A 21,004-nucleotide genomic window follows, 5' to 3' on the forward strand; every position below is an offset into this window, starting at 1 on the left:
CCAGGCTCTGGCCGGGGCGCCGCGTGCTAGCATCGGCGCTATGACCGCCTTCTCCAGATTCTGCGCCGCTCTGGTGCTCCTGCTGTTCAGTGCCGCTACGCTCGCCGAGGCGCGCCTGGAGGTGCAGGTGCAGCCCGCCAACAAGGCCCTGAGGCAAAATGTCGAAGGTCATATCGGCACGCTGGGCGAACGCGACTCCGAGTCGCTGCAGCGCTATCGCCGGTTCGCCGAGGCCCAGGCCCGCGAGGCGGCACAGGCACTGGGTTACTACCAGGCGCAGATCGCCAGCGAGGTAATCGCCGGTGATCCCCATCGGCTGGTTATTCGCATCGACGCCGGTGAGCCGGTGCGCCTGCGCGAAGTGACCCTGCGCATCGAGGGGCCGGCCAGCCAGCTCAAGGCCTTCCGCCTGCCCAGCGATGAGGGGCTGCGCAGCGGCGCGGTACTCAATCACGGGCGTTATGACGCCGCCAAGCGGCACATCCAGAACCAGGCTTCGCGCTATGGCTTCTTCGCCGGGCGCTTCACCCGCCAGCGCCTGCGCATCGACCCGGCCGCCGGGGTGGCCGATATCGAACTGGTCTACGACAGCGGCCCGCGCTACCGGCTGGGCACCGTGAGCTTCAGCGGCGATGCGCCGTTCGACCCGGAACTGTTGCAGCGCATGGTGCCCTTCGAGGCCGACAGCCCCTATGACTCCGAGCTGATCGCCGAGCTGTACCAGGCGATGCGCGCCAGCGGCTACTTCGAGACGGTGCAGGTCGATGCCAACCCGGCCATGGCCGAAGCCCAGACCATTCCGGTCGAGGTCCAGCTGCAGGTGCGCAAGCCGCGCAGCCTGGGCCTGGGTCTGGGCGTTTCTACCGATGTCGGGGTGCGCGGCCGGGCCAACTGGACGCGCTATTGGGACAATCCCCAGGGTCACAGCTACGGCGCCGAGATGGAGCTGTCGATGCCGCGGCAGAACGTCGGCCTGTGGTACGACGTGCCGGGCGATCCACCGCTGACCGACAAGCTGCGCTACGCCGGTGGCTATCAGTACGAGGAACTGGCCGACACCGACAGCCTCAGTCGCCTGCTGACCCTCGGCCCGGAATGGCACAGCCGGCGGGACAGCGGCTGGCAGCGGGTGATCTCGCTGAAGTGGCGGCATGAAGAGTTTCGCCTCGGCGACGACGCCGGCCTCAGTACCCTGCTGATGCCGGGCGTCAGCTACGCCTACCTGCACAGCGACAACCAGCTGGACCCCAACCAGGGTTATCGCCTGCAGTTCGACCTGGCCGTGGCCAAGCGGGGACTGCTGTCCGACGCCGACGTGGTGCATGGCGATGTGCTGGTCAAGGGCCTGACCACCCTCGGACAGAAACATCGCCTGCTCGGCCGGGTTCAGCTCGGCGCCACCGAGTCGACGGGGTTCGCGACCGTGCCGCCTTCGCTGCGGTTCTTCGCCGGCGGCGACCAGAGCGTGCGGGGCTACGACTACCAGAGCCTGTCGCCGGAGAATGCCCAGGGCGACAAGATCGGTGGGCGCTACCTGTTCGCCGTCAGCGCCGAATATCAATACAGCTTCACCGAACGCTGGCGCCTGGCGACCTTCATCGATCAGGGCAACAGCTTCAACTCACTGGACTTTTCCAGCCTGAAGAGCGCGGTGGGCATCGGTCTGCGCTGGGTGTCGCCGGTGGGCCCGCTGCGCCTGGACCTGGCCCATCCGCTGGATGAGCAGGGCGGCGTGCGCCTGCACTTCTCCATGGGGCCTGAGCTGTGAGGCGAGGCTGGCGCTATGGCGGCTACGGCCTGCTGGCTGTCATCGGCCTGACGCTGGTGGCACTGGCCTGGCTGCTCGGCAGCCAGGCGGGCAGCCGCTGGGCCCTGGAGCGGGTACCCGGCCTGCAGGTGAGCGGATTCACCGGGCGGCTGGGCGGCAGCTGGCAGGCCGAGGCGCTGGACTGGCGGCGCGGCGAGACGCGGCTGAGCCTGAATGCGCCGATGCTGGCCTGGTCGCCACGCTGCCTGTGGCACCTGACCCTGTGCATCGAGCGGCTGCAGGCCGAGCGAGTCGAGCTGCACCTGCCATCGACAGACGAGGACAGTAGCGAGCCACTTGCGCTGCCGGAACTGCAACTGCCCCTGGCCGTGCGCCTCGGCGAACTGCGCATCGACCGCCTGCTGGTCAATGGCAATGATCAACTGCAAGGGCTGCAGCTGTCTGCACAATGGCAGGCCGAGGGCCTGCAGATCGGCAGGCTGGCGCTGCGCCAGGGCGAGCTGCACCTGGAACTGCAGGGCCGCCTGCTGCCCGGCGGCGACTGGCCGCTGAGCGCCAGCGGGCACCTCAAACTGCCAGCGCCCGCGCAACGCGACTGGCAACTGGCGCTGCAGGTGGACGGCGACCTGCTCGGCAGCCTGCAGCTGAGCGCCGACAGCACCGGCTACCTGCAGGGCCGGTTGGTCGGCCAAGTGCAGCCATTGGCGGCGAACCTGCCGGCCAGCGCACGCCTGACGGCCGATGCGTTCCTGGCCAGCGGCGAGCTGCCGCAAACCCTGCGCCTGGACGCGCTTGAGATAGAGGCGGGTGGCAATCTGGCCGACGGCTATCGGGTCAGGGGCAGGGCCCAGTTGCCGGGCGAGGGCGAGGCGCTGGTTCTGGCGCTGGACGGCCGGGTCGATGGCCAAGGCGCCGATGTCGCCGACCTCAGCCTCAGCGCCAGTGCCGAACAGCGCTTGCAGCTCAGCGGGCGGGTCGACTGGCAGGAAGCACTGAGCCTCGACACTCGTTTCGACTGGCAGGATTTTCCCTGGCGCCGCCTGTTGCCCCAGGTAGACGAACCGCCGGTGAGCCTGCGCAAATTGCAGGGCGAACTGGCCTACCAGAGTGGCAACTACCTCGGCCACTTCAGCGCCGAGCTGCAAGGCCCGGCCGGTCCCTTCAGCCTGCAAAGTCCGCTCAGCGGCGACTTGCAGCAGCTGTTTCTGCCCGAGCTGCGCCTGCAGGCCGGCCAGGGCCGGGCCGAGGGTCAGCTCAACCTGGGCTTTGCCGAGGTCCTGCGCTGGAAATCCCGCCTGCAGCTCACCGACCTCGACCCGGCCTACTGGCTGGCCGAACTCCCGGGTCAGCTGGCCGGTCCGCTGAACAGCGATGGCGAGCTGCGGGACGGGCACTTGAGCCTGGAGGCGGATATCGCCCTCACGGGCCGCCTGCGCGGTCAACCGGCGCGCCTGCAAGCCCGGGCCAGTGGGGCCGGGGAGCACTGGTCCCTGAACCAGATCGATCTGCGCCTGGGCGACAACCGCATCCACGGTCGAGGCGAGCTGCAGCAGCGCCTCAACGGCCAGTTGCAGCTGGACCTGCCGCGCCTCGGTCAGTTGTGGCCGCAGCTGCGCGGCCAGTTGCAGGGCCAACTGGATCTCGCCGGCAGCCTGCAGACGCCCCAGGGCCAGCTGAAGGCCCAAGGCAGCCAGCTGGCCTTCGCCGACCGGCGTGTGCAGCGCCTGCAGCTGGACGCCCGGCTCGATGCCCAGCAGCAGGCGCGCCTCGAGCTGCAGGCTGATGGCATCGCCCTGGGCGAGACCGAACTCGGGCAATTGACCGCCACAGGTCGTGGCGATGCCCTTCGCCAGCAACTGGCGTTGCAGCTCGCCGGGCCAACCCTGCATAGCGCCCTGGCCCTGGCGGGCGAGCTGAAGGGCGGCGTCTGGCGCGGCCAGTTGCGCAGTGGCGAGGTGCAGAGCGGCGGCCAGGACTGGCGCCTGCAGCAGCCGGCCAGCCTGGTACGCCAGGCCGATGGCCGTCTGGACCTCGGTGCCCATTGCTGGCGCTCCGGCGCCGCCAGCCTGTGCGGCGAGCAACAGCGGCTGCTGCCCGAACCGAAGATCCGCTATCGCCTGGCCGACTTTCCCCTCGACAGCCTCGGCCCCTGGCTGCCCAAGGACTTCGCCTGGCAGGGCCAGCTGGATGCCGAGATCGCCCTGGACCTGCCGGCGGCCGGGCCGCGCGGTCAGGTCCGGGTCGATGCCGGCGGCGGCATTTGGCGCATTCGCGATCAGGAGCGCTGGCTGGAGTTCTCCTACGACGAGCTGCGCCTGGACAGCCAGCTGCGCCCCGAGCGCATCGACACGCGCCTGGAGCTGCGGGGGCCGAAGATTGGCCAGCTGTCGGTGCAGGCCCAGCTCGATCCGCGACCGGCCGACAAACCACTGTCCGGCGGCTTCCACCTGCGGGATCTGGATCTGGCTATGGCCCGGCCCTTCGTGCCCCGGGTCGAGCACCTGGCCGGGCGCCTGGAAGGCAGCGGCACCCTCGGCGGCGTGCTGCTGGCGCCACGGGTCGAGGGACTGGTGCAGCTCCGCGACGGCGAGATCAGCGGCGGCCAGCTGCCGAGCAACTTCCGAGAGCTGCAGCTGCAGGCGCGCATCGCCGGCGACAGGCTGCAACTCGCGGGTGGCTGGCGCAGCGGTGAGCAGGGCCGCGGCGAACTCAGTGGCGAGCTGGCCTGGACCGACACCTTGCAGGGCGAGTTGCGTGTCAGCGGTACACGGCTGCCGGTCAGCATCGAACCCTACGCGGAGCTGGAGGTCGAGCCGGACCTGCGGCTGAGCCTGGCCCAGGAGCGACTCGCCCTGGCCGGCAAGGTGGCGATTCCCCGGGGCAAGATCCTGATTCGCGAGCTGCCGCCGTCCACGGTGCAGGTATCGGACGACGCGGTGATAGTCGGCGAGGAGCAGAGCACCCGCCCGGCGACGGCCATCGCCATGGACATCGACGTGGAGGTCGGCCAGGACCGTCTGAGCTTCCAGGGCTTCGGCCTCAAGGCCGACCTGGCCGGGCGCGTGCACATCGGCGACGACCTCGACACCCGCGGCGAGCTGAACCTGAACAACGGGCGCTTCCGCGCCTACGGCCAGCGCCTGACCATTCGCCGCGCGCGCCTGCTGTTCGCCGGGCCGATCGACCAGCCGTTCCTCGATGTCGAGGCGATTCGCCGGGTCGACCAGGTGGTCGCCGGCCTGCGCCTGAGCGGCCGCGCCGACCAGCCCAGGAGCGAAGTGTTCTCCGAACCGGCGATGAGCCAGGAGCAGGCATTGTCCTATCTGGTACTGGGCCGACCGCAGGGGCAGGGCAGCGGCGACAGCAACATGCTGGCCCAGGCGGCCCTGGCCATGGGCCTGGCCGGCAGCTCGCCGCTGACCGGCGGCCTGGCCCAGCGCCTGGGCATCGAAGACTTCCAGCTCGACAGCGAGGGCAGCGGGGTGACCACCAGCGTGGTGGCCAGCGGCAATCTCTCCGAACGCCTGAGCCTGCGCTACGGCGTCGGCGTGTTCGAGCCGGCCAATACCCTGGCGCTGCGCTACCAGTTGAGCAAGCGCCTCTACCTGGAGGCTGCCAGCGGCCTGGCCAGCTCCCTGGACCTGTTCTACCGGCGCGATTTCTAGCCGCGCGCCACCCGCCACTGCCCTGGACTAGAGTGTTCTAACAGGCCTGCGCGCAGTACGCAGGCGTGTTGCCGCGGACGCGCTTTCGGGCGTCGGCGGGAATGCCAACGCAGCGTCGCCCATTGCGCTCCGGCGAAGGCCGGGGCCGAGCGCTCGGCGGCGTGAACAGCCAGACGAAGGAGGCTGCCGTGGAGTTCATCACCAACCTGGTCAATCTGGTCAACGGAGTGGTGTGGGGACCGCCGATGCTGGTGGCGATCCTCGGCACCGGCCTGTTCCTCATGCTGCGCCTGAAATTCATGCCCCTGGCGAAGATCGGCCACGGCTTCAAGCTCATGTGGCAGGGGCGCAAGAAGGGCGACGAAAGCAGTGGCGAGATCAGCCCGTTCCAGGCGCTGATGACCTGCCTGGCGGCCACTGTCGGTACCGGTAATATCGCCGGCGTGGCCACCGCCATCTTTCTCGGCGGCCCCGGCGCGCTGTTCTGGATGTGGTGCACCGCCCTGGTCGGCATGGCCACCAAGTACTGCGAGGTGGTGCTGGCGGTGCACTACCGCGAGACCGACGACCGCCAGGAGCACGTCGGCGGGCCGATGTACGCGATCAAGAACGGCCTGGGGGCCAAATGGCTGTGGCTCGGCACGGCCTTCGCCATCTTCGGCGGCCTGGCGGGCTTCGGCATCGGCAACATGGTCCAGGTCAACAGCATGGCCCACGCCCTGACAGACACCTTCGGTGTGCCGTCCTGGGTAACCGGGGTGGTGGCCATGATCTTCGTCGGCCTGGTGATCCTCGGCGGCATCAAGCGTATCGGCAAGGTGGCCGCCTCCCTGGTGCCGACCATGGCGATCGCTTACGTGGCCGCGGCTATCGTCGTGCTGGTGGTGCATGCCGAGGCGATTCCCGCCGCCTTCTCGCTGATCTTCACCCATGCCTTCAGTCCGGTCTCGGCCGCTGGCGGCTTCGCCGGCGCCGCGGTGATGGCGGCGATCCGCTTCGGCGTGGCCCGGGGCATTTTCTCCAACGAGGCGGGCCTCGGCACCGCCGGTATCGCCCAGGCCGCCGGCACCACCACCAGCGCGGTGCGCTCGGGGATGATCGGCATGCTCGGCACCTTCATCGACACCCTGATCATTTGCAGCCTGACCGGACTGGCGATCATCACCTCCGGCGTGTGGACCAGCGGTGTCAGCGGCGCGGGGCTCTCGGCGGCGGCCTTCGAGGCCGGCATGCCAGGCTTCGGCGGGGCGCTGCTGAGCATCGCCCTGGTGGTCTTCGCCTTCACCACCATCCTCGGCTGGAGCTATTACGGCGAAAAATGCTGGGAGTTTCTCGTCGGGACCAAGGCGATCATGCCGTTTCGCATCATCTGGGTGCTGGCCGTACCGTTCGGTGCAGTCGCCCAGTTGGACTTCGCCTGGCTGCTCGCCGACACCCTCAACGGGCTGATGGCGTTACCCAACCTGCTTTCGTTGTTGCTGCTCAGCCCGATAGTGGTCAAGCTGACCAGGGATCACTTTTCGAACCCCTGATCCGTCAGCGGAAGAGGGAAGGGCTTCCGGCGAAGCAGCCGGCAGCCCTTGGCCCGTTCTGCGCTAGACTCGGCAACCGCCCTTAATTTTTGCAAAAAAGGATTACCCCATGGCCCAAGTCACCCTCAAAGGCAACCCGGTTCATGTCGACGGCCAGCTGCCGCAACCGGGTCAACAGGCCCCGGCCTTCACCCTGGTCGGCAATGGCCTGGCCGACGTCAGCCTGGCCAGCCTGGCCGGCAAGCGCAAGGTGCTGAACATCTTCCCAAGCGTGGACACCCCGACCTGTGCCGCCTCGGTACGCAAGTTCAACACCGAGGCCGGCGCGCTGGCCAACACCCTGGTGCTCTGTGTGTCCGCCGATCTGCCGTTCGCCCAGGGCCGTTTCTGCGGCGCCGAAGGCCTGGACAACGTGATCAACCTGTCGACCATGCGTGGCGCCGAGTTCCTCAAGAACTACGGCGTGGCCATCGCCGACGGCCCGCTGGCCGGGATCGCCGCCCGCGCCGTGGTGGTGCTCGATGAGCAGGACAAGGTGCTGCACAGCGAGCTGGTCGCCGAGATCGCCGATGAGCCGAACTATGACGCGGCTCTGGCCGTGCTCAAGTAACATCCGGCAATAGCTGCGAGCGGCCTCCTTCGGGAGGCCGTTTTCGTTTGGGCGCCGGGCACAGGCAGGTCAGCGCGAGGTAAATAGCCGGTAAAGTGGCTTTGCTTAGGCCCTGCCAGTGCTTATCGTGCGGGCTTGCCAAGGAAGTGACCGCACCATGCCCGAGACACACGCAAGTTCCCGCTCCTCGAATTCTTCACGCCGCTGGCTGATCGCCCTGATCCTGCTGGTCGTACTCAGCGCGCTGCTCTGGTGGTACTGGCCCGCCAAGGTCCAACCCCAGGATGCTCGCCGCTGGGGCGACGACGGTCCGGTACCGGTACGCATGGGCCAGGTCAGCCAGGGCGATTTCCCCATCGAGCTCAAGGCCCTGGGCACGGTCACGGCCTTCAACCGGGTCGACGTGCGTCCGCAAGTCGCCGGCGAGCTGACCAAGGTGCTGTTCGAAGACGGCCAGCGGGTCAAGGCCGGCGACCTGCTGGCGGTGATCGATCCGCGCCCTTATGAGGTGGCCCTGCAGCGGGCCCTGGGGCTGCTGCAGGAGAACCAGGCGCAGCTGACCAATGCCGAGCTGGACCTGGCCCGCTACCGTGGCCTGTACGCCGAGGACTCCATCGCCAAGCAGACCCTGGACACCCAGCAGGCCCTGGTCAACCAGTACCGCGGCGCGCTCAAGAGCAACCAGGCCGCGGTAGCCGAGGCCCGCCTCAACCTCGAGTTCACCCAGGTGCGCGCCCCCATCGGCGGACGCCTGGGGCTGCGTCAGGTGGATGCCGGCAACCTGCTGAGTTCGAGTGACGCGCTGCCGCTGGTGGTGATCACCCAGACCGAACCGATCTCCGTGCTGTTCACCTTGGCCGAAGGCGAACTGCCTGAGGTGCTGCGCCAGTTCCGCGGCGGCCAGCCACTGCCGGTCGAGGCCTGGGATCGCAGCGAGCGGGCGAAGCTTGCCGAGGGCGTGCTGGACAGCCTGGACAACCTGATCGATACCGCCACCGGTACGGTCAAGCTCAAGGCCCGTTTCGCCAATGCCGAGGAGCTGCTGTTTCCCAACCAGTTCGTCAACGTGCGCCTGCGCGTGGAAGTCCGCCGCGAGGCCCTGCTGATCCCCGCGGCAGCCCTGCAGTACGGCGCCAGCGGCACCTTCGTCTACGTCATCGACGAGCAGGACAAGGTGCAGGTGCGTCCCGTGGCAGTCGGACCCAGCGATGGCCAGTTGACCCTGGTCGAGCAGGGCGTCGCCCTCGGCGAGCGCCTGGTGCTGGAGGGTACCGACCGCCTGCGCGACGGCAGCCCGGTCGAGGTGATGGACGCCAGCGGCGAACAGGCCCAGGCCACGGCCAAGGCGAAAGACGACGCATGAACGCCTCGCGCCTGTTCATCCTGCGTCCGGTCGCCACCACGCTGCTGATGCTGGCGATCTTCCTGCTCGGCCTGATCGCCTACCGGCTCCTGCCGGTATCGGCCTTGCCCCAGGTGGATTACCCGACCATTCGCGTGCTGACCCTGTACCCCGGTGCCAGCCCCGAGGTGATGACCAGCGCCGTCACCGCGCCGCTGGAGCGGCAGTTCGGGCAGATGCCGGGGTTGCAACAGATGTCCTCGGCCAGTTCCGGGGGCGCCTCGGTGATTACCCTGCGTTTCGCGTTGGCGGTCGATCTGGATGTGGCCGAGCAGCAGGTGCAGGCGGCGATCAATGGCGCCACCAACCTGTTGCCCAAGGACCTGCCGGCGCCGCCGGTGTACAACAAGGTCAACCCGGCGGACACCCCGGTACTGAGCCTGGCGATCAGCTCGGCGACCCTGCCGCTGACCGAGGTGCACGACCTGGTCGACACGCGCATGGCGCAGAAGATCGCCCAGATCAGCGGTGTCGGCCTGGTCAGTCTGGCCGGCGGCCAGCGGCCGGCGGTGCGCATCCGCGTCGACCCGCAGGCCCTGGCCAGTCACGGCCTCAACCTGAGCGACGTGCGTGCGCTGATCACCGCCTCCAACGTCAACCAGCCCAAGGGCAACTTCGACGGGCCGACCCGGGTCTCGCAGCTGGATGCCAACGATCAGCTCAAGTCCGCCGACGAATACCGCGGCCTGATCCTCAAGTACGAAAACGCCGCGGCCCTGCGCCTGGAGGATGTCGCCAGCGTGGTCGACGGTGCCGAGAACCGGCGCCTGGCTGCCTGGGCCGACCGCAACGAGACGGTGCTGCTGACCATCCAGCGTCAGCCCGGCGCCAACGTGATCGAGGTGGTCGATCGCATCCACAAGCTGTTGCCGAGCATCACCGCCGGCCTGCCCGCCAGCCTGGAGGTCAAGGTACTGACCGACCGTACCCAGACCATCCGCGCGGCGATCAGCGACGTGCAGTTCGAGTTGCTGCTGGCCATCGCTCTGGTGGTGCTGGTGACCTTCCTGTTCCTGCGCAAGCTGTCCGCCACCCTGATTCCCTCGATCGTGGTGCCGTTGTCGCTGATCGGCACCTTTGCGCTGATGTACCTGGCCGGTTTCTCGATCAATAACCTGACCCTGATGGCGCTGACCATTGCCACCGGCTTCGTGGTGGACGACGCCATCGTCATGCTGGAAAACATCAGCCGTCACCTGGAGGCGGGCGAGACGCCGCTGAATGCCGCGCTCAAGGGCGCCAAGCAGATCGGCTTCACCCTGGTTTCCCTCACCCTGTCGCTGATCGCCGTGTTGATCCCGCTGCTGTTCATGGCCGACGTGGTCGGCCGCCTGTTCCGCGAATTCGCCATCACCCTGGCGGTGGCGATCCTGATCTCCCTGCTGGTGTCGCTGACCCTGACGCCGATGATGTGCGCGCGCCTGCTCAAGCAGGAAAAGGAAGCCGATCAGGGGCGTTTCTACCGCGCCAGCGGGGCCTTTATCGATGGCCTGATCGCGCGCTATGCCGACGCCCTGCAATGGGTGCTGCGGCATCAGACCCTGACCCTGCTGGTGGCGCTGGGCACCCTGGTCCTCACCGTGCTGCTGTACCTGGCCGTGCCCAAGGGCTTCTTTCCGGTGCAGGACACCGGCGCGATCCAGGGCATTTCCGAGGCGCCGCAGAGCATTTCCTTCGCCGCCATGAGCGAGCGCCAGCAGCGCCTGGCCGAGGTGATACTCAAGGACCCGGCGGTAGCCAGCCTGTCGTCCTATATCGGGGTGGACGGCGACAACCCGACGCTGAACAGCGGGCGCCTGCTGATCAACCTCAAGCCGCACCGCGAACGCGAGGTCACGGCCAGCCAGGTGATCGAGCGTCTGCGCCCGGCGCTGGCCAAGGTGCCGGGGATCCAGCTGTACCTGCAGCCGGTACAGGACCTGAGCATCGAGGGACGGGTCAGCCGCACCCAGTACCAGTTCAGCCTCGAGTCACCGGATATGGCGCTGCTGGAGACCTGGACGCCACGGCTGGTCGAGGCTCTGCGCCAGCAGCCGGCCCTCGGCGACGTGGCCAGCGACCTGCAGAACCGCGGCCTGCAGGTGTATCTGGAAATCGACCGCGACGCCGCCGCCCGTCTCGGCGTGAGCATCGCCGACATCGACGATGCCCTGTATGACGCCTTCGGCCAACGGCAGATCTCCACCATCTTCACCCAGGCCAGCCAGTACCGGGTGGTGCTGGAGAGCCAGGGCGCCGGCAGCCTCGGCCCGGCGGCGTTGGAGCAGGTCCATGTACGCAGCGCCAGTGGCCAGCAGGTTCGCCTGTCCGCCCTGGCCAGGATCGAGCAACGCGCGGCGGCGCTGCTGATCAACCATATCGGCCAGTTCCCGGCGGTCACCGTGTCGTTCAACCTGGCCGGCGGCACGTCGCTGGGCGAGGCGGTGGCGGTGATCGAGCAGGTCGAGCAGGCCATCGGCTTGCCGGCCGGCATCCAGAGCCGCTTCCAGGGCGCGGCCGAAGCCTTTCGCAGTTCGCTGTCGAGTACCCTGTTGCTGATCCTGGCGGCGGTGGTGACCATGTACATCGTGCTCGGCGTGCTCTACGAGAGCTACATCCATCCGATCACCATCCTCTCCACGCTGCCCTCGGCCGGGGTCGGGGCCTTGCTGGCGCTGCTGCTGACCGGCAACGACCTGGGCCTGATCGCCGTCATCGGCATCATCCTGCTGATCGGCATCGTCAAGAAGAACGCCATCATGATGATCGACTTCGCCCTGGAGGCCGAACGCCAGCAGGGCATGGCCCCCGAGGCGGCGATCTACCAGGCCGCCTTGCTGCGCTTCCGGCCGATTCTGATGACCACCCTGGCGGCGCTGTTCGGCGCCATTCCGCTGATGCTGGCCAGTGGTTCCGGGGCGGAGCTGCGCCAGCCCCTGGGCCTGGTCATGGTCGGTGGGCTATTGCTCAGTCAGCTGCTCACACTGTTCACCACGCCGGTGATCTACCTCTGGTTCGACCGCCTGGCGCGTCGCCTCGGCGGGCGCAGCGCGGCGGGTGTCCTGGTCGAACCATGAACCTCTCGGCGCCCTTTATCCGCCGGCCGGTGGCGACCCTGCTGCTGAGCCTGGCCATCCTCCTGCTCGGCGGCCTGACCTTCGGTTTGCTGCCGGTGGCGCCGCTGCCGCAGATGGACTTTCCGGCCATAGTGGTCGACGCCAACCTGCCGGGCGCCAGTCCCCAGGTCATGGCCTCCAGCGTGGCCACGCCGCTGGAGCGCTCGCTCGGGACCATCGCCGGCATCAGCGAAATGACCAGTCGCAGCAGCCAGGGCAACACGCGGATCATCCTGCTGTTCGACATCGACCGGGATGTCGACGCCGCCGCCCGCGAGGTGCAGGCGGCGATCAATGCCGCGCGCAACCTGCTGCCCAGCGGCATGCGCAGCATGCCCAGCTACCGCAAGATCAATCCCTCGCAGGCGCCGATCATGGTGCTGTCACTGACCTCGCCGCTGTTACACAAAGGGGAGCTGTACGACCTGGCGGCCACCGTGCTGGGGCAGAAGCTGGCCCAGGTCAAGGGCGTCGGCGAGGTGCAGGTCGGCGGCAGCTCGCTGCCGGCGGTGCGCGTGGCCCTGGAGCCGCGCCTGCTGGATCACTACGGCATCGCGCTGGACGAGGTCCGCGAGGCCATCACCCAGGCCAACCTCGATCGCCCCAAGGGCGCCCTGGAAGATGATGCCCGTCACTGGCAGATCCAGGCCAACGACCAGCTGGACAAGGCCGCCGACTACCGCCCGCTGATCATCCGCTACCAGAACGGCGCGGCGGTGCGCCTGGGCGACGTCGCCACGGTCAGCGACGGCGTGCAGGACCGCTACAACAGCGGCTTCTACAACGACCACGAGGCGGTGTTGCTGGTGATCAATCGCCAGGCCGGCGCCAATATCATCGTAACCATCGCCGACATCCGCGCCCAGCTGCCGGCCCTGCAGGCGGTGTTGCCGGCCAGCGTCACCCTGGAGGTGGCGATGGACCGCTCGCCGGTGATCCGCGCCACCCTGCATGAAGCCGAGCGCACCCTGCTGATCGCCGTGGCCCTGGTGACCCTGGTGGTGTTCGCCTTCCTCGGCCGCTGGCGCGCCGCGCTGATCCCGGCGTTGGCGGTGCCGGTATCGCTGGTCGGCACCTTCGCCCTGATGTACCTGCTGGACTTCTCCCTGAACAACCTGTCGCTGATGGCCCTGATCATCGCCACCGGTCTGGTGGTGGACGACGCCATCGTGGTGCTGGAGAACATCTCGCGGCATATCGAGGCGGGCGAAACGCCCATGGCGGCGGCGTTCAAGGGCTCGCGGGAAGTCGGCTTCACCCTGTTGTCGATGAACCTGTCGCTGGTCGTGGTGTTTCTCTCGATCCTGTTCATGGGGGGCATCGTCAGCAAGCTGTTCCACGAGTTCTCCATCACCCTGGCGGTGGCCATCCTGATTTCCATGCTGGTGTCGCTGACCCTGACGCCGATGCTCTGTGCCCGCTGGCTCAAGGCCGAACGGGCTGAGCGCCAGCAGGGCCCCTTGCAGCGCTTCGGCGCGCGCCTGCAATCGCGGGTGCTGGCGGCCTACGGGCGGGGCCTGGACTGGGCCCTGCGCCATCACCGGCTGACCCTGCTGAGCCTGCTGGCGACCGTGGCGTTCAACGTGTTTCTCTTCGTGGAGGTGCCGAAGACCTTCCTGCCGCAGCAGGACACCGGTCAGTTGATCGGCTTCGTGCGCGGCGACGATGGCCTGTCCTTTCAGGTCATGCAGCCGAAGATGGAGATCTACCGACGCGCCTTGCTGGCCGACCCGGCCGTGCAGAGCGTGGCGGGTTTTATCGGCGGCAACAGCGGAATCAACAACGCCTTTCTGGTGGTGCGCCTCAAACCCATGGCCGAGCGCGACCTGTCCGCCCAGCAGGTGATCGAGCGCCTGCGCGCCGACCTGCCCAAGGTACCGGGAGGGCGGCTGTTCCTCATGCCGGACCAGGACCTGCAGTTCGGCGGACGCCAGGGCCGCAGCTCGGAGAACGAATACGTGCTGATGGCCAGCGAGCTGGACGACCTCAACGCCTGGCTGCCGAAAGTGCGCGACGCCCTGGCGGCACTGCCGGAGCTGACCGGCATCGATGCCAACGAGGGCGAGGGTGCCCAGCAGATTCGCCTGCTGGTGGACCGCGACGCCGCCAGGCGCCTGGGGGTGGACATGAGCATGATCACCGCGGTGCTGAACAACGCGTTCAGCCAGCGGCAGATCTCCACCATCTATGACAGCCTCAATCAGTACAGCGTGGTCATGGAAATCAACCCGAAGTACGCCGAGTACCCCGAGACCCTCGCGCAGATCCAGGTGATCGGCGCCGACGGCCAGCGGGTGCCGCTGTCGAGCTTCGCCAGTTGGACGCGCAGCCTGGAAGAGGACCGGGTCAACCATCAGGGCCAGTTCGCCGCCGACAGCATCGGTTATTCCCTGGCGCCAGGGGTGACCCAGGAACAGGCCAATGCCGCCATCGCCCGGGCGGTGGCGCAGGTCAATCTGCCGACCGAGGTGCAGGGCAGCCTGGGCGGCACCGGCGGCGCCTTCGCCAGTGCCGCCAAGGGGCAGCCGTTGATGATTCTCGGTGCCTTGCTGGTGGTCTACATCGTGCTGGGCATCCTCTACGAGAGCTACATCCACCCGCTGACCATTCTCTCGACGCTGCCCTCGGCCGGGGTCGGCGCCTTGCTGGCGATCATCCTCACCGGCGGCGAGTTCAGCCTGATCTCCCTGCTCGGACTCTTCCTGCTGATCGGTGTGGTGAAGAAGAACGCCATCCTGATGATCGACCTGGCCCTGCAGCTGGAGCGCCAGGAGCGCCTGAGCCCCCAGGAATCGATCCGCCGTGCCTGCCTGCTGCGTTTCCGGCCGATCATCATGACCACCCTGGCGGCCCTGCTCGGCGCCTTGCCGCTGCTGCTGGGCATGGCCGAAGGGGCGGAGATGCGTCAGCCGCTGGGTCTGACCATCGTCGGCGGGCTGATCCTCAGTCAGCTGCTGACCCTCTTCACCACCCCGGTGGTCTACCTCTATCTCGACCGCCTGCGCCACCGCGTCAATCGCTGGCGCGGCGTGCCCAGCGATGCTGCCCTGGAAATCCCGCTATGAGCACTTTGATGCCGATCCAACGCCCCCTGACCCTGATCGCCCTGGCGCTGCTCCTGAGCGGCTGCGCCCTGGGACCGGATTACCAGCGTCCGCAGCAAAGCATTCCGGTGCAGTTCCGCCAGAGTGAGGGCTGGACCCTGGCCAACCCCAGCGAGAATCTGGAACGTGGGCGCTGGTGGAGCTTGTACGGCGATGCGCAACTCGACGCCCTGGTGGAGCGGCTGAACCTGTCCAACCAGAACCTCGCCGCCGCCGAGGCCCAGTATCGCCAGGCCCGAGCCCTGGCGCGCGGTGCCCGGGCGGCGCTCTATCCGAACCTGTCGACCAGCGTCGGGGTCAGCCGCGGCGCCCAGGGTGGCGGGCAGTCGGCGACAAGTCTAGGCAGCGTTGGCACAGGCAGCGCAGTCTCCAACTCATACCAGCTGGGCCTCAATGCCGCCTGGGAACTGGATATCTGGGGCAAGCTGCGTCGTTCACTGGAGGCCAGTGAGGCCACCTACCAGGCCAGCGCCGCCGAGCTCGCCGCGCTGCGGCTCAGCCAGCAGGCCGAGCTGGTGCAGAACTACCTGCAATTGCGCGTGCTGGACGATCAGCAGCGCCTGCTGGACGCCACCGTCGCCGCCTACGCCCGCTCGCTGAAGCTCACCGAGAACCAGTACCGCGCCGGCATAGTCGCCAAGTCCGACGTCAGCCAGGCGCTGACCCAGCTCAGGAGCACCCAGGCCCAGGCCATCGACCTGCATTGGCAGCGCGACCAGCTGGAGCATGCCATTGCCGTGCTGGTCGGCGTGCCGCCGAGCGAGCTGCGCATTGCCGCTCGCCCAGGGCTGCCGACACTGCCGCAGATTCCGCTGGCACTGCCGTCGCAGCTGCTCGAACGGCGCCCGGATGTGGCCGCCGCCGAGCGCCGGGTGATCGCCGCCAACGCCGAGATCGGCGTCGCCCAGGCGGCCTGGTACCCGGACCTGACGCTGTCCGCCAGCGGTGGCTATCGCAGCAGCAGCTTCGCCAACTGGATCAGCCTGCCCAACCGCTTCTGGTCGCTCGGCCCTGAACTGGCCCTGAGCCTGTTCGACGCAGGCGCCCGGCGCGCCGAGCTGGAGCGCAGCGAGGCGGCCTACGATCAAACTGTCGCCGAGTACCGCCAGGCCGTGCTGGCCAGCTTCCGCGAGGTCGAAGACAACCTCGTGCAACTGCGGGTGCTTGAGCAGGAGGCTGGCATCCAGCAGCAGGCCCTCGATGCCGCGCGCGAATCGCTGCGGCTGATCGAGAACCAGTACAAGGCCGGTACCGTCGATTTCAACAGCGTGGTCAATGTGCAGACCACCGCCCTGGACAGCGAACGCAGCAGCCTGACGTTGCTCGGCAATCGTCTGAACGCCAGCGTCCAGCTGATCGCCGCACTGGGCGGAGGCTGGCAGCTGCAACCCGCTTCCAAGGAAGACGACGCCCGTGCTAGTGTCGACCCGCAATAGCACTTTGCTATCTATTGCTTGTTCCAGAGGACTGGACGCCGGGTCTCCCTGAGCTAGGGTAGAGGGTGAGTAATAGCGTGTGGTGACAGGGACGGATCTATGGACAGATACCTGGTGTTACCGTTCTGGTTGTCGGGTCAGCACTTGGCGGTTGCCCTCGATCAGGTGGTTCGAGTGCTGCCGGCGCTGCAGAGCCTTCCCTTGCCCGGGGCGCCCGAGACGATCTCGGGACTGGCCAATGTACGTGGCAGGCTGCTCCCGGTGGTGGACCTGGCCCGCCGATTCGGCTGGGACTCGCCCAAGCTTACCCTGTGGCAACCTTTTATCTGGCTGACTACCAGCACTCGCGAGCTGTTGCTGCCGGTCGAGCAGGTCGAGGCGGTGCGTGTTTGTGACGGCGAAGACTTCACCTCTGCACCCGACCCACGGGTGCCCTCCAGTCTGTTGCGCGGGGTGGTGCGCAGCAACGACGGACTCCTGCTGATCCAGGATGTCGAACAGCTGCTCAGTAACGAGGACGAGCATCGACTCGATGCCCTGCTGACGGCCAGGGAGGGCGTATTCGATGCTGCGCGCTGAGCCCAGCTGTTCACCGCGTCTGCTCAAAGCCCTGAGCCACAAGGTGCTGCAGCACCTTGGCATGGATTTCTCCGGTTCGAAACAGTCGGACCTGCTGCGTCGCCTACAGCTGCTGGCGATGGAACGGCAAGTCGCGGACTTCGATGGCTGGTTGCGGGAATTGGCATTCGCCGACTGGGATGCCGTCCAGGAGCAAGGCCTGATAGCGGCCTTTACCGTCGGCGAGACCTACTTTCGCCGCGATCTCGAAGCCTTCGACTGGCTCGCCAGCCATCACCTCGCCCCCCTCGTTGCCCGGCGCCGGCAGGAAGGCCGACGCAGCCTGCGCTTGTGGAGTGCCGGCTGCTGTACCGGCGAGGAGGCCTACGGCCTGCTGTTCCTGATCGATGAACTGCTTGGGCACGACCGTGCGCAGTGGTCCGTGGAGCTGGTCGCCAGTGATATCAACGCGGCCTTCCTCGCCCGCGCGGAGCAGGGGCTCTACGGGCAGAACGCCTTTCGCAGCAACGAGGAGACGTTCCGCCAGCGCCACTTCCAGGCCGAGGGGCGTCGCTGGCGGGTGCGCCCGGCATGGCGCGGGCGCATCAGCTTCGTCCAGTACAACCTCGCCGACAGCCAGCTGCCGCCGGCGCTTCCCGGCGCCGACCTGATCCTGTGCCGCAATGTGCTGATGTATTTCTCGCCGGGTCGGGCCCTCGGCGCACTGCGTCGCCTGCTCGTCAGCCTAAGCGCAGACGGCCTGCTGCTGCTCAGCGCGGTCGAGGCGGGACTCGCCACCCAGGCTGGGCTGAGTGGCCGCTGGGCTGGCTGCAACTATGCCTTGAGCGGCGCAGGCGCCCCGACCGTCGCCAGCTTTGTACCCTCATCGGCGCCGACGCTGCCGCTGGAACCCGCTCCGGCAACGCGTCTAGCCCCACGGCCTATCGATAGATCGGAGAGTCCCGTGTCGATCACCGCAGCCGAGCCGGGTCGCCCAGATACTCGGCACGGCTCGAGCGAAGGCTACTGGCGTCAGGCCGCCCAGGCGCTGGCCGGCGGTCACCATGAGCCGGCCCGTGAGGCGCTCCTGGCCTTTCTGGGATGCGCCGACCTGAGTCGCGCCGAGCAGCACCGGGCCTGCCTGGCCCTAGCGCGCAGCTGGGCCGACCAGCACCAGGTCGAGCAGGCCAGGGAGTGGCTGCAAAGGGCGCTGGACCTGGACTGCGCCGCGCCCGAGGCCTATTGGCTGCAGGCCCTGCTCGCGCAGCAAGCCGGCGACAACCAGGCGGCGCTGAAGGCCCTGCACAAGGCGCTGTACCTGGACCCCGAGTTCATCCTCGGCTATTTCCTGCGCGCCCGCCTGCTGCGCGCCGAGGGGCAGTGGCGCGCCAGCGACAAGGCGCTGCAGGTCTGCAGGCAACTGCTCCTGACACAGGACGGTGCCGCCCCGGCCGCCCATGGCGACGGCATCAGTTGCGCGCAGCTGCTGCGGTTGTGCGATCAATTGCAACAGGAAGCGCGTACATGTCCGAGTCACTGAAGGAAGACCTGCGCTGGGCGCAGATTCGTCAGCGTCTGAGTCAATTCGAGGAGCGCCTGGCCGCAGGTTTCGGCGTCGATGCCGAGGAACGCGACGCCCGCCTGTTGAAACGCACACAGCAGTGGGCGGAGAAGGAGCAAAAGGAGCAGGTCGAGGATTGGCTGGAGGTACTGACGTTCAGCATCAGCGGCGAACTGTATGCCATCGAAAGTGCGCACGTCGCCGAGGTGTTGCCGTTGGGCCAGTACACTCCCTTGCCGTGCGTTCCGCCGTTCGTGCTGGGAATCGTCAACGTGCGAGGACACATCGTTTCGCTAATCGACCTGCGGGTACTGTTCGAGTTGCCGATCGGCGGGCTGTCCGACAAGAACTTCATGGCGGTCCTGCGCAGCCCGGACATGGAGTTCGGCCTGCTGATCGATCGGGTCCAGGGGATCGGCCAGATCCGCCGCGATGGGCTGCAGAAGCGCGTGGCCAACCTATCCGGAGTTCGCACGGCCTACCTGCTCGGCGTCACCGCCGAACACCGCACCGTGCTCGATGGGGCATTGCTGCTGAGCGACGAGAATTTGCGGATCAAGGTCGAGGATTAGGGCAATGGAGAAGACGATGGGCAGGATTCTCAACCTGGGAATCGGCAGCAAACTGATCGCGGCGTTCGCCGCCCTGATCGCCGGTTTCGGCATCCTGCTCTTCAGCAGTCTGGAACGATTCGCTGACCTGCAGGCCAATGAGGAGGAGCACTTTCAGCAGCACTATGCGCGGCTTTCGGACGTCAAGGAGCTGCGCGTGAACCTCTCGGCGCAGCGCAGCGACCTGCTGCAGATTCTCAACGGGGACGTTACGAGCGAGCTGGATGGCATCGAGGATGAGATCCGCCGTCGCAACCTCGAGAACGACAGGCTGGTCAAGCGCCTGCAGCAGACCGCCGGCGGCGATCCAGAGTTCGCCGACCTGCTCGATGAGCTGCTGGCAGTGCGCGAGGCCCTGGCGCAGACCCGCACCGAGCAACTGAGGCTGGTCCGCACCGGGGCGCTCGATCAGGTGCGGCAGCTGAGCAAAGGGGTGCAGCTTGACCGGATGAACAGGATTCATGAGCTCGGCGTGCAGCTGTCCGACAGCACCGATCAGCGCGTTGCGACCGCCCTGCAGGGGTCCCGTGAGGCGCTGGAGGCCCAGCGCGAGCAGATGTTCCGTCTGTCCCTGTTACTGATCGGCGTCAGCGCCTTCCTGGCGTGGCTACTCAGCCGCCACATCGCCCAACCGCTGGCGCGCCTGACCGGCTGGGCAGAACGCATCGGCCGCGGCGAGATTCCCCAGGGCATCACCAGCAGTACCCGCCAGGATGAGGTGGGTCGCCTGTCCCAGGCGTTCGTCGACATGAGCCAATACCTGCGCGAGCTGGTCAAGGAGATGAACGAGGGCATCTCCGTATTGGCCTCTTCCAGTGAAGAGATCCTTGCGGCCACCAGCCAGGTGGCCACCAGCACCCAGGAAACCGCCACCGCCATCAGCGAGATCGTCACCACGGTCGAAGAGGTCAAGCAGACCGCGGTGCTGGCAGGCAGCAAGTCGCAAACGGTCGCCGAGAGCACCGAACGTACCCGCCAGGTGGCACTGAGCGGACGCGAGGCCGTGGAGGAGGCGCTCAAGGGCATGGGCCAGATTCGCGAACAGATGCAGGCGGTGGCGGAAAGCATCATGCGCCTGGGCGAGCAGAGCCAGACCATCGGCGAGATAGTCGCCTCGGTCGGCGACCTGGCGGAGCAGTCCAATCTGCTCGGGGTCAATGCCTCGATCGAGGCGATGAAAGCCGGCGAGGCGGGCAAGGGCTTCTCGGTGGTGGCCCAGGAGGTGAAGGCACTGGCCGACCAGTCCAAGCAGGCCACCGCCCAGGTGCGCGGCATTCTCGGCGAAATCCAGAAGGCCATGACCAAGGCCGTGCTGCTGGCCGAGCAGGGCAGCAAGACGGTGGAAAGCGGCTTCGAACGGGCACAATCGAGCGGCGAGGCGATCCGCACCCTGAGCAACAACATCGAGGCCTCGAGCGAGGTGGCGCTGCAGATCGCCGCCACCAGCCAGCAGCAGATGATCGGCATGGACCAGATCGCTTCGGCCATGGCGAGCATACGCCAGGCCAGCCAGGACAACGTCGGCGGCACCCAGCAGGTTGATTTGGCCGCGCGCAACCTGCACCAACTGGGCATGAAGCTCAAAACGCTGGCGAGCCGCTTCAAGCTATGAGCTGAACCAGGATGATCTTTACCCGGCCATGGCCGCTGGATCAGTCCCCC

The 21,004-nt window shown here is 67.5% G+C and carries 12 protein-coding genes; all 12 read left to right on the top strand.

The window, feature by feature from the left end; all coding sequences use genetic code 11:
• The first annotated feature begins 40 nt into the window (after nt 1-40).
• Nucleotides 41-1,768, top strand: a complete 1,728-nt coding sequence (locus KDW96_RS00400) for an autotransporter assembly complex protein TamA (RefSeq protein ID WP_255838422.1) — start codon at nt 41-43, stop codon at nt 1,766-1,768.
• Entirely contained in the window at nt 1,765-5,433 is a 3,669-nt protein-coding gene (locus KDW96_RS00405) for a translocation/assembly module TamB domain-containing protein (RefSeq protein ID WP_255838423.1), read from the top strand. Before KDW96_RS00400 ends, KDW96_RS00405 begins: the two co-directional genes overlap by 4 nt.
• A 245-nt stretch (nt 5,434-5,678) precedes the next feature.
• Complete coding sequence (locus tag KDW96_RS00410; protein WP_255840597.1) at nt 5,679-6,965, top strand: alanine/glycine:cation symporter family protein; 1,287 nt, start codon at nt 5,679-5,681, stop codon at nt 6,963-6,965.
• Between the two features lie 109 nt (nt 6,966-7,074).
• The gene (tpx, locus tag KDW96_RS00415; RefSeq protein ID WP_255838424.1) at nt 7,075-7,575 is read left to right on the top strand and encodes a thiol peroxidase; all 501 of its coding nucleotides are present in this window, start codon (nt 7,075-7,077) and stop codon (nt 7,573-7,575) included.
• Between the two features lie 157 nt (nt 7,576-7,732).
• Nucleotides 7,733-8,938 carry an MdtA/MuxA family multidrug efflux RND transporter periplasmic adaptor subunit gene (locus tag KDW96_RS00420; RefSeq protein ID WP_255838425.1) on the top strand — a complete coding sequence of 402 codons (1,206 nt, stop codon included), beginning with the start codon at nt 7,733-7,735 and terminating at the stop codon, nt 8,936-8,938.
• Nucleotides 8,935-12,033: an MdtB/MuxB family multidrug efflux RND transporter permease subunit gene (locus KDW96_RS00425; RefSeq protein WP_255838426.1), complete on the top strand. Its 3,099-nt coding sequence runs from the start codon at nt 8,935-8,937 to the stop codon at nt 12,031-12,033. Before KDW96_RS00420 ends, KDW96_RS00425 begins: the two co-directional genes overlap by 4 nt.
• Nucleotides 12,030-15,137: an efflux RND transporter permease subunit gene (locus KDW96_RS00430; protein WP_255838427.1), complete on the top strand. Its 3,108-nt coding sequence runs from the start codon at nt 12,030-12,032 to the stop codon at nt 15,135-15,137. The genes KDW96_RS00425 and KDW96_RS00430 overlap by 4 nt, the downstream gene beginning before the upstream one ends.
• Nucleotides 15,134-16,612: an efflux transporter outer membrane subunit gene (locus KDW96_RS00435; RefSeq protein WP_304665568.1), complete on the top strand. Its 1,479-nt coding sequence runs from the start codon at nt 15,134-15,136 to the stop codon at nt 16,610-16,612. The genes KDW96_RS00430 and KDW96_RS00435 overlap by 4 nt, the downstream gene beginning before the upstream one ends.
• A gap of 99 nt (nt 16,613-16,711) precedes the next feature.
• Nucleotides 16,712-17,191: a chemotaxis protein CheW gene (locus tag KDW96_RS00440; RefSeq protein ID WP_255838428.1), complete on the top strand. Its 480-nt coding sequence runs from the start codon at nt 16,712-16,714 to the stop codon at nt 17,189-17,191.
• On the top strand, nt 17,178-18,710 hold the full coding sequence (locus KDW96_RS00445; RefSeq protein ID WP_255838429.1) for a CheR family methyltransferase: 1,533 nt from the start codon (nt 17,178-17,180) through the stop codon (nt 18,708-18,710). The genes KDW96_RS00440 and KDW96_RS00445 overlap by 14 nt, the downstream gene beginning before the upstream one ends.
• Nucleotides 18,695-19,303, top strand: a complete 609-nt coding sequence (locus KDW96_RS00450) for a chemotaxis protein CheW (protein ID WP_255838430.1) — start codon at nt 18,695-18,697, stop codon at nt 19,301-19,303. The genes KDW96_RS00445 and KDW96_RS00450 overlap by 16 nt, the downstream gene beginning before the upstream one ends.
• Before the next feature lie 4 nt (nt 19,304-19,307).
• The gene (locus tag KDW96_RS00455; RefSeq protein ID WP_255838431.1) at nt 19,308-20,954 is read left to right on the top strand and encodes a methyl-accepting chemotaxis protein; all 1,647 of its coding nucleotides are present in this window, start codon (nt 19,308-19,310) and stop codon (nt 20,952-20,954) included.
• Nucleotides 20,955-21,004: the final 50 nt, after the last annotated feature.

This window comes from Pseudomonas benzenivorans (genome assembly GCF_024397895.1).
GTDB lineage: Bacteria > Pseudomonadota > Gammaproteobacteria > Pseudomonadales > Pseudomonadaceae > Aquipseudomonas > Aquipseudomonas benzenivorans_A.

Excerpts from the sequence above, each read along its gene's own strand:
- KDW96_RS00400 (WP_255838422.1), top strand. The coding sequence starts at position 41 with ATGACCGCCTTCTCCAGATTCTGCGCCGCTCTGGTGCTCCTGCTGTTC.
- KDW96_RS00410 (WP_255840597.1), top strand. The coding sequence starts at position 5,679 with ATGCTGGTGGCGATCCTCGGCACCGGCCTGTTCCTCATGCTGCGCCTG.
- tpx (WP_255838424.1), top strand. The coding sequence starts at position 7,075 with ATGGCCCAAGTCACCCTCAAAGGCAACCCGGTTCATGTCGACGGCCAG.
- KDW96_RS00420 (WP_255838425.1), top strand. The coding sequence starts at position 7,733 with ATGCCCGAGACACACGCAAGTTCCCGCTCCTCGAATTCTTCACGCCGC.
- KDW96_RS00425 (WP_255838426.1), top strand. The coding sequence starts at position 8,935 with ATGAACGCCTCGCGCCTGTTCATCCTGCGTCCGGTCGCCACCACGCTG.
- KDW96_RS00430 (WP_255838427.1), top strand. The coding sequence starts at position 12,030 with ATGAACCTCTCGGCGCCCTTTATCCGCCGGCCGGTGGCGACCCTGCTG.
- KDW96_RS00435 (WP_304665568.1), top strand. The coding sequence starts at position 15,134 with ATGAGCACTTTGATGCCGATCCAACGCCCCCTGACCCTGATCGCCCTG.
- KDW96_RS00440 (WP_255838428.1), top strand. The coding sequence starts at position 16,712 with ATGGACAGATACCTGGTGTTACCGTTCTGGTTGTCGGGTCAGCACTTG.
- KDW96_RS00445 (WP_255838429.1), top strand. The coding sequence starts at position 17,178 with ATGCTGCGCGCTGAGCCCAGCTGTTCACCGCGTCTGCTCAAAGCCCTG.
- KDW96_RS00450 (WP_255838430.1), top strand. The coding sequence starts at position 18,695 with ATGTCCGAGTCACTGAAGGAAGACCTGCGCTGGGCGCAGATTCGTCAG.
- KDW96_RS00455 (WP_255838431.1), top strand. The coding sequence starts at position 19,308 with ATGGAGAAGACGATGGGCAGGATTCTCAACCTGGGAATCGGCAGCAAA.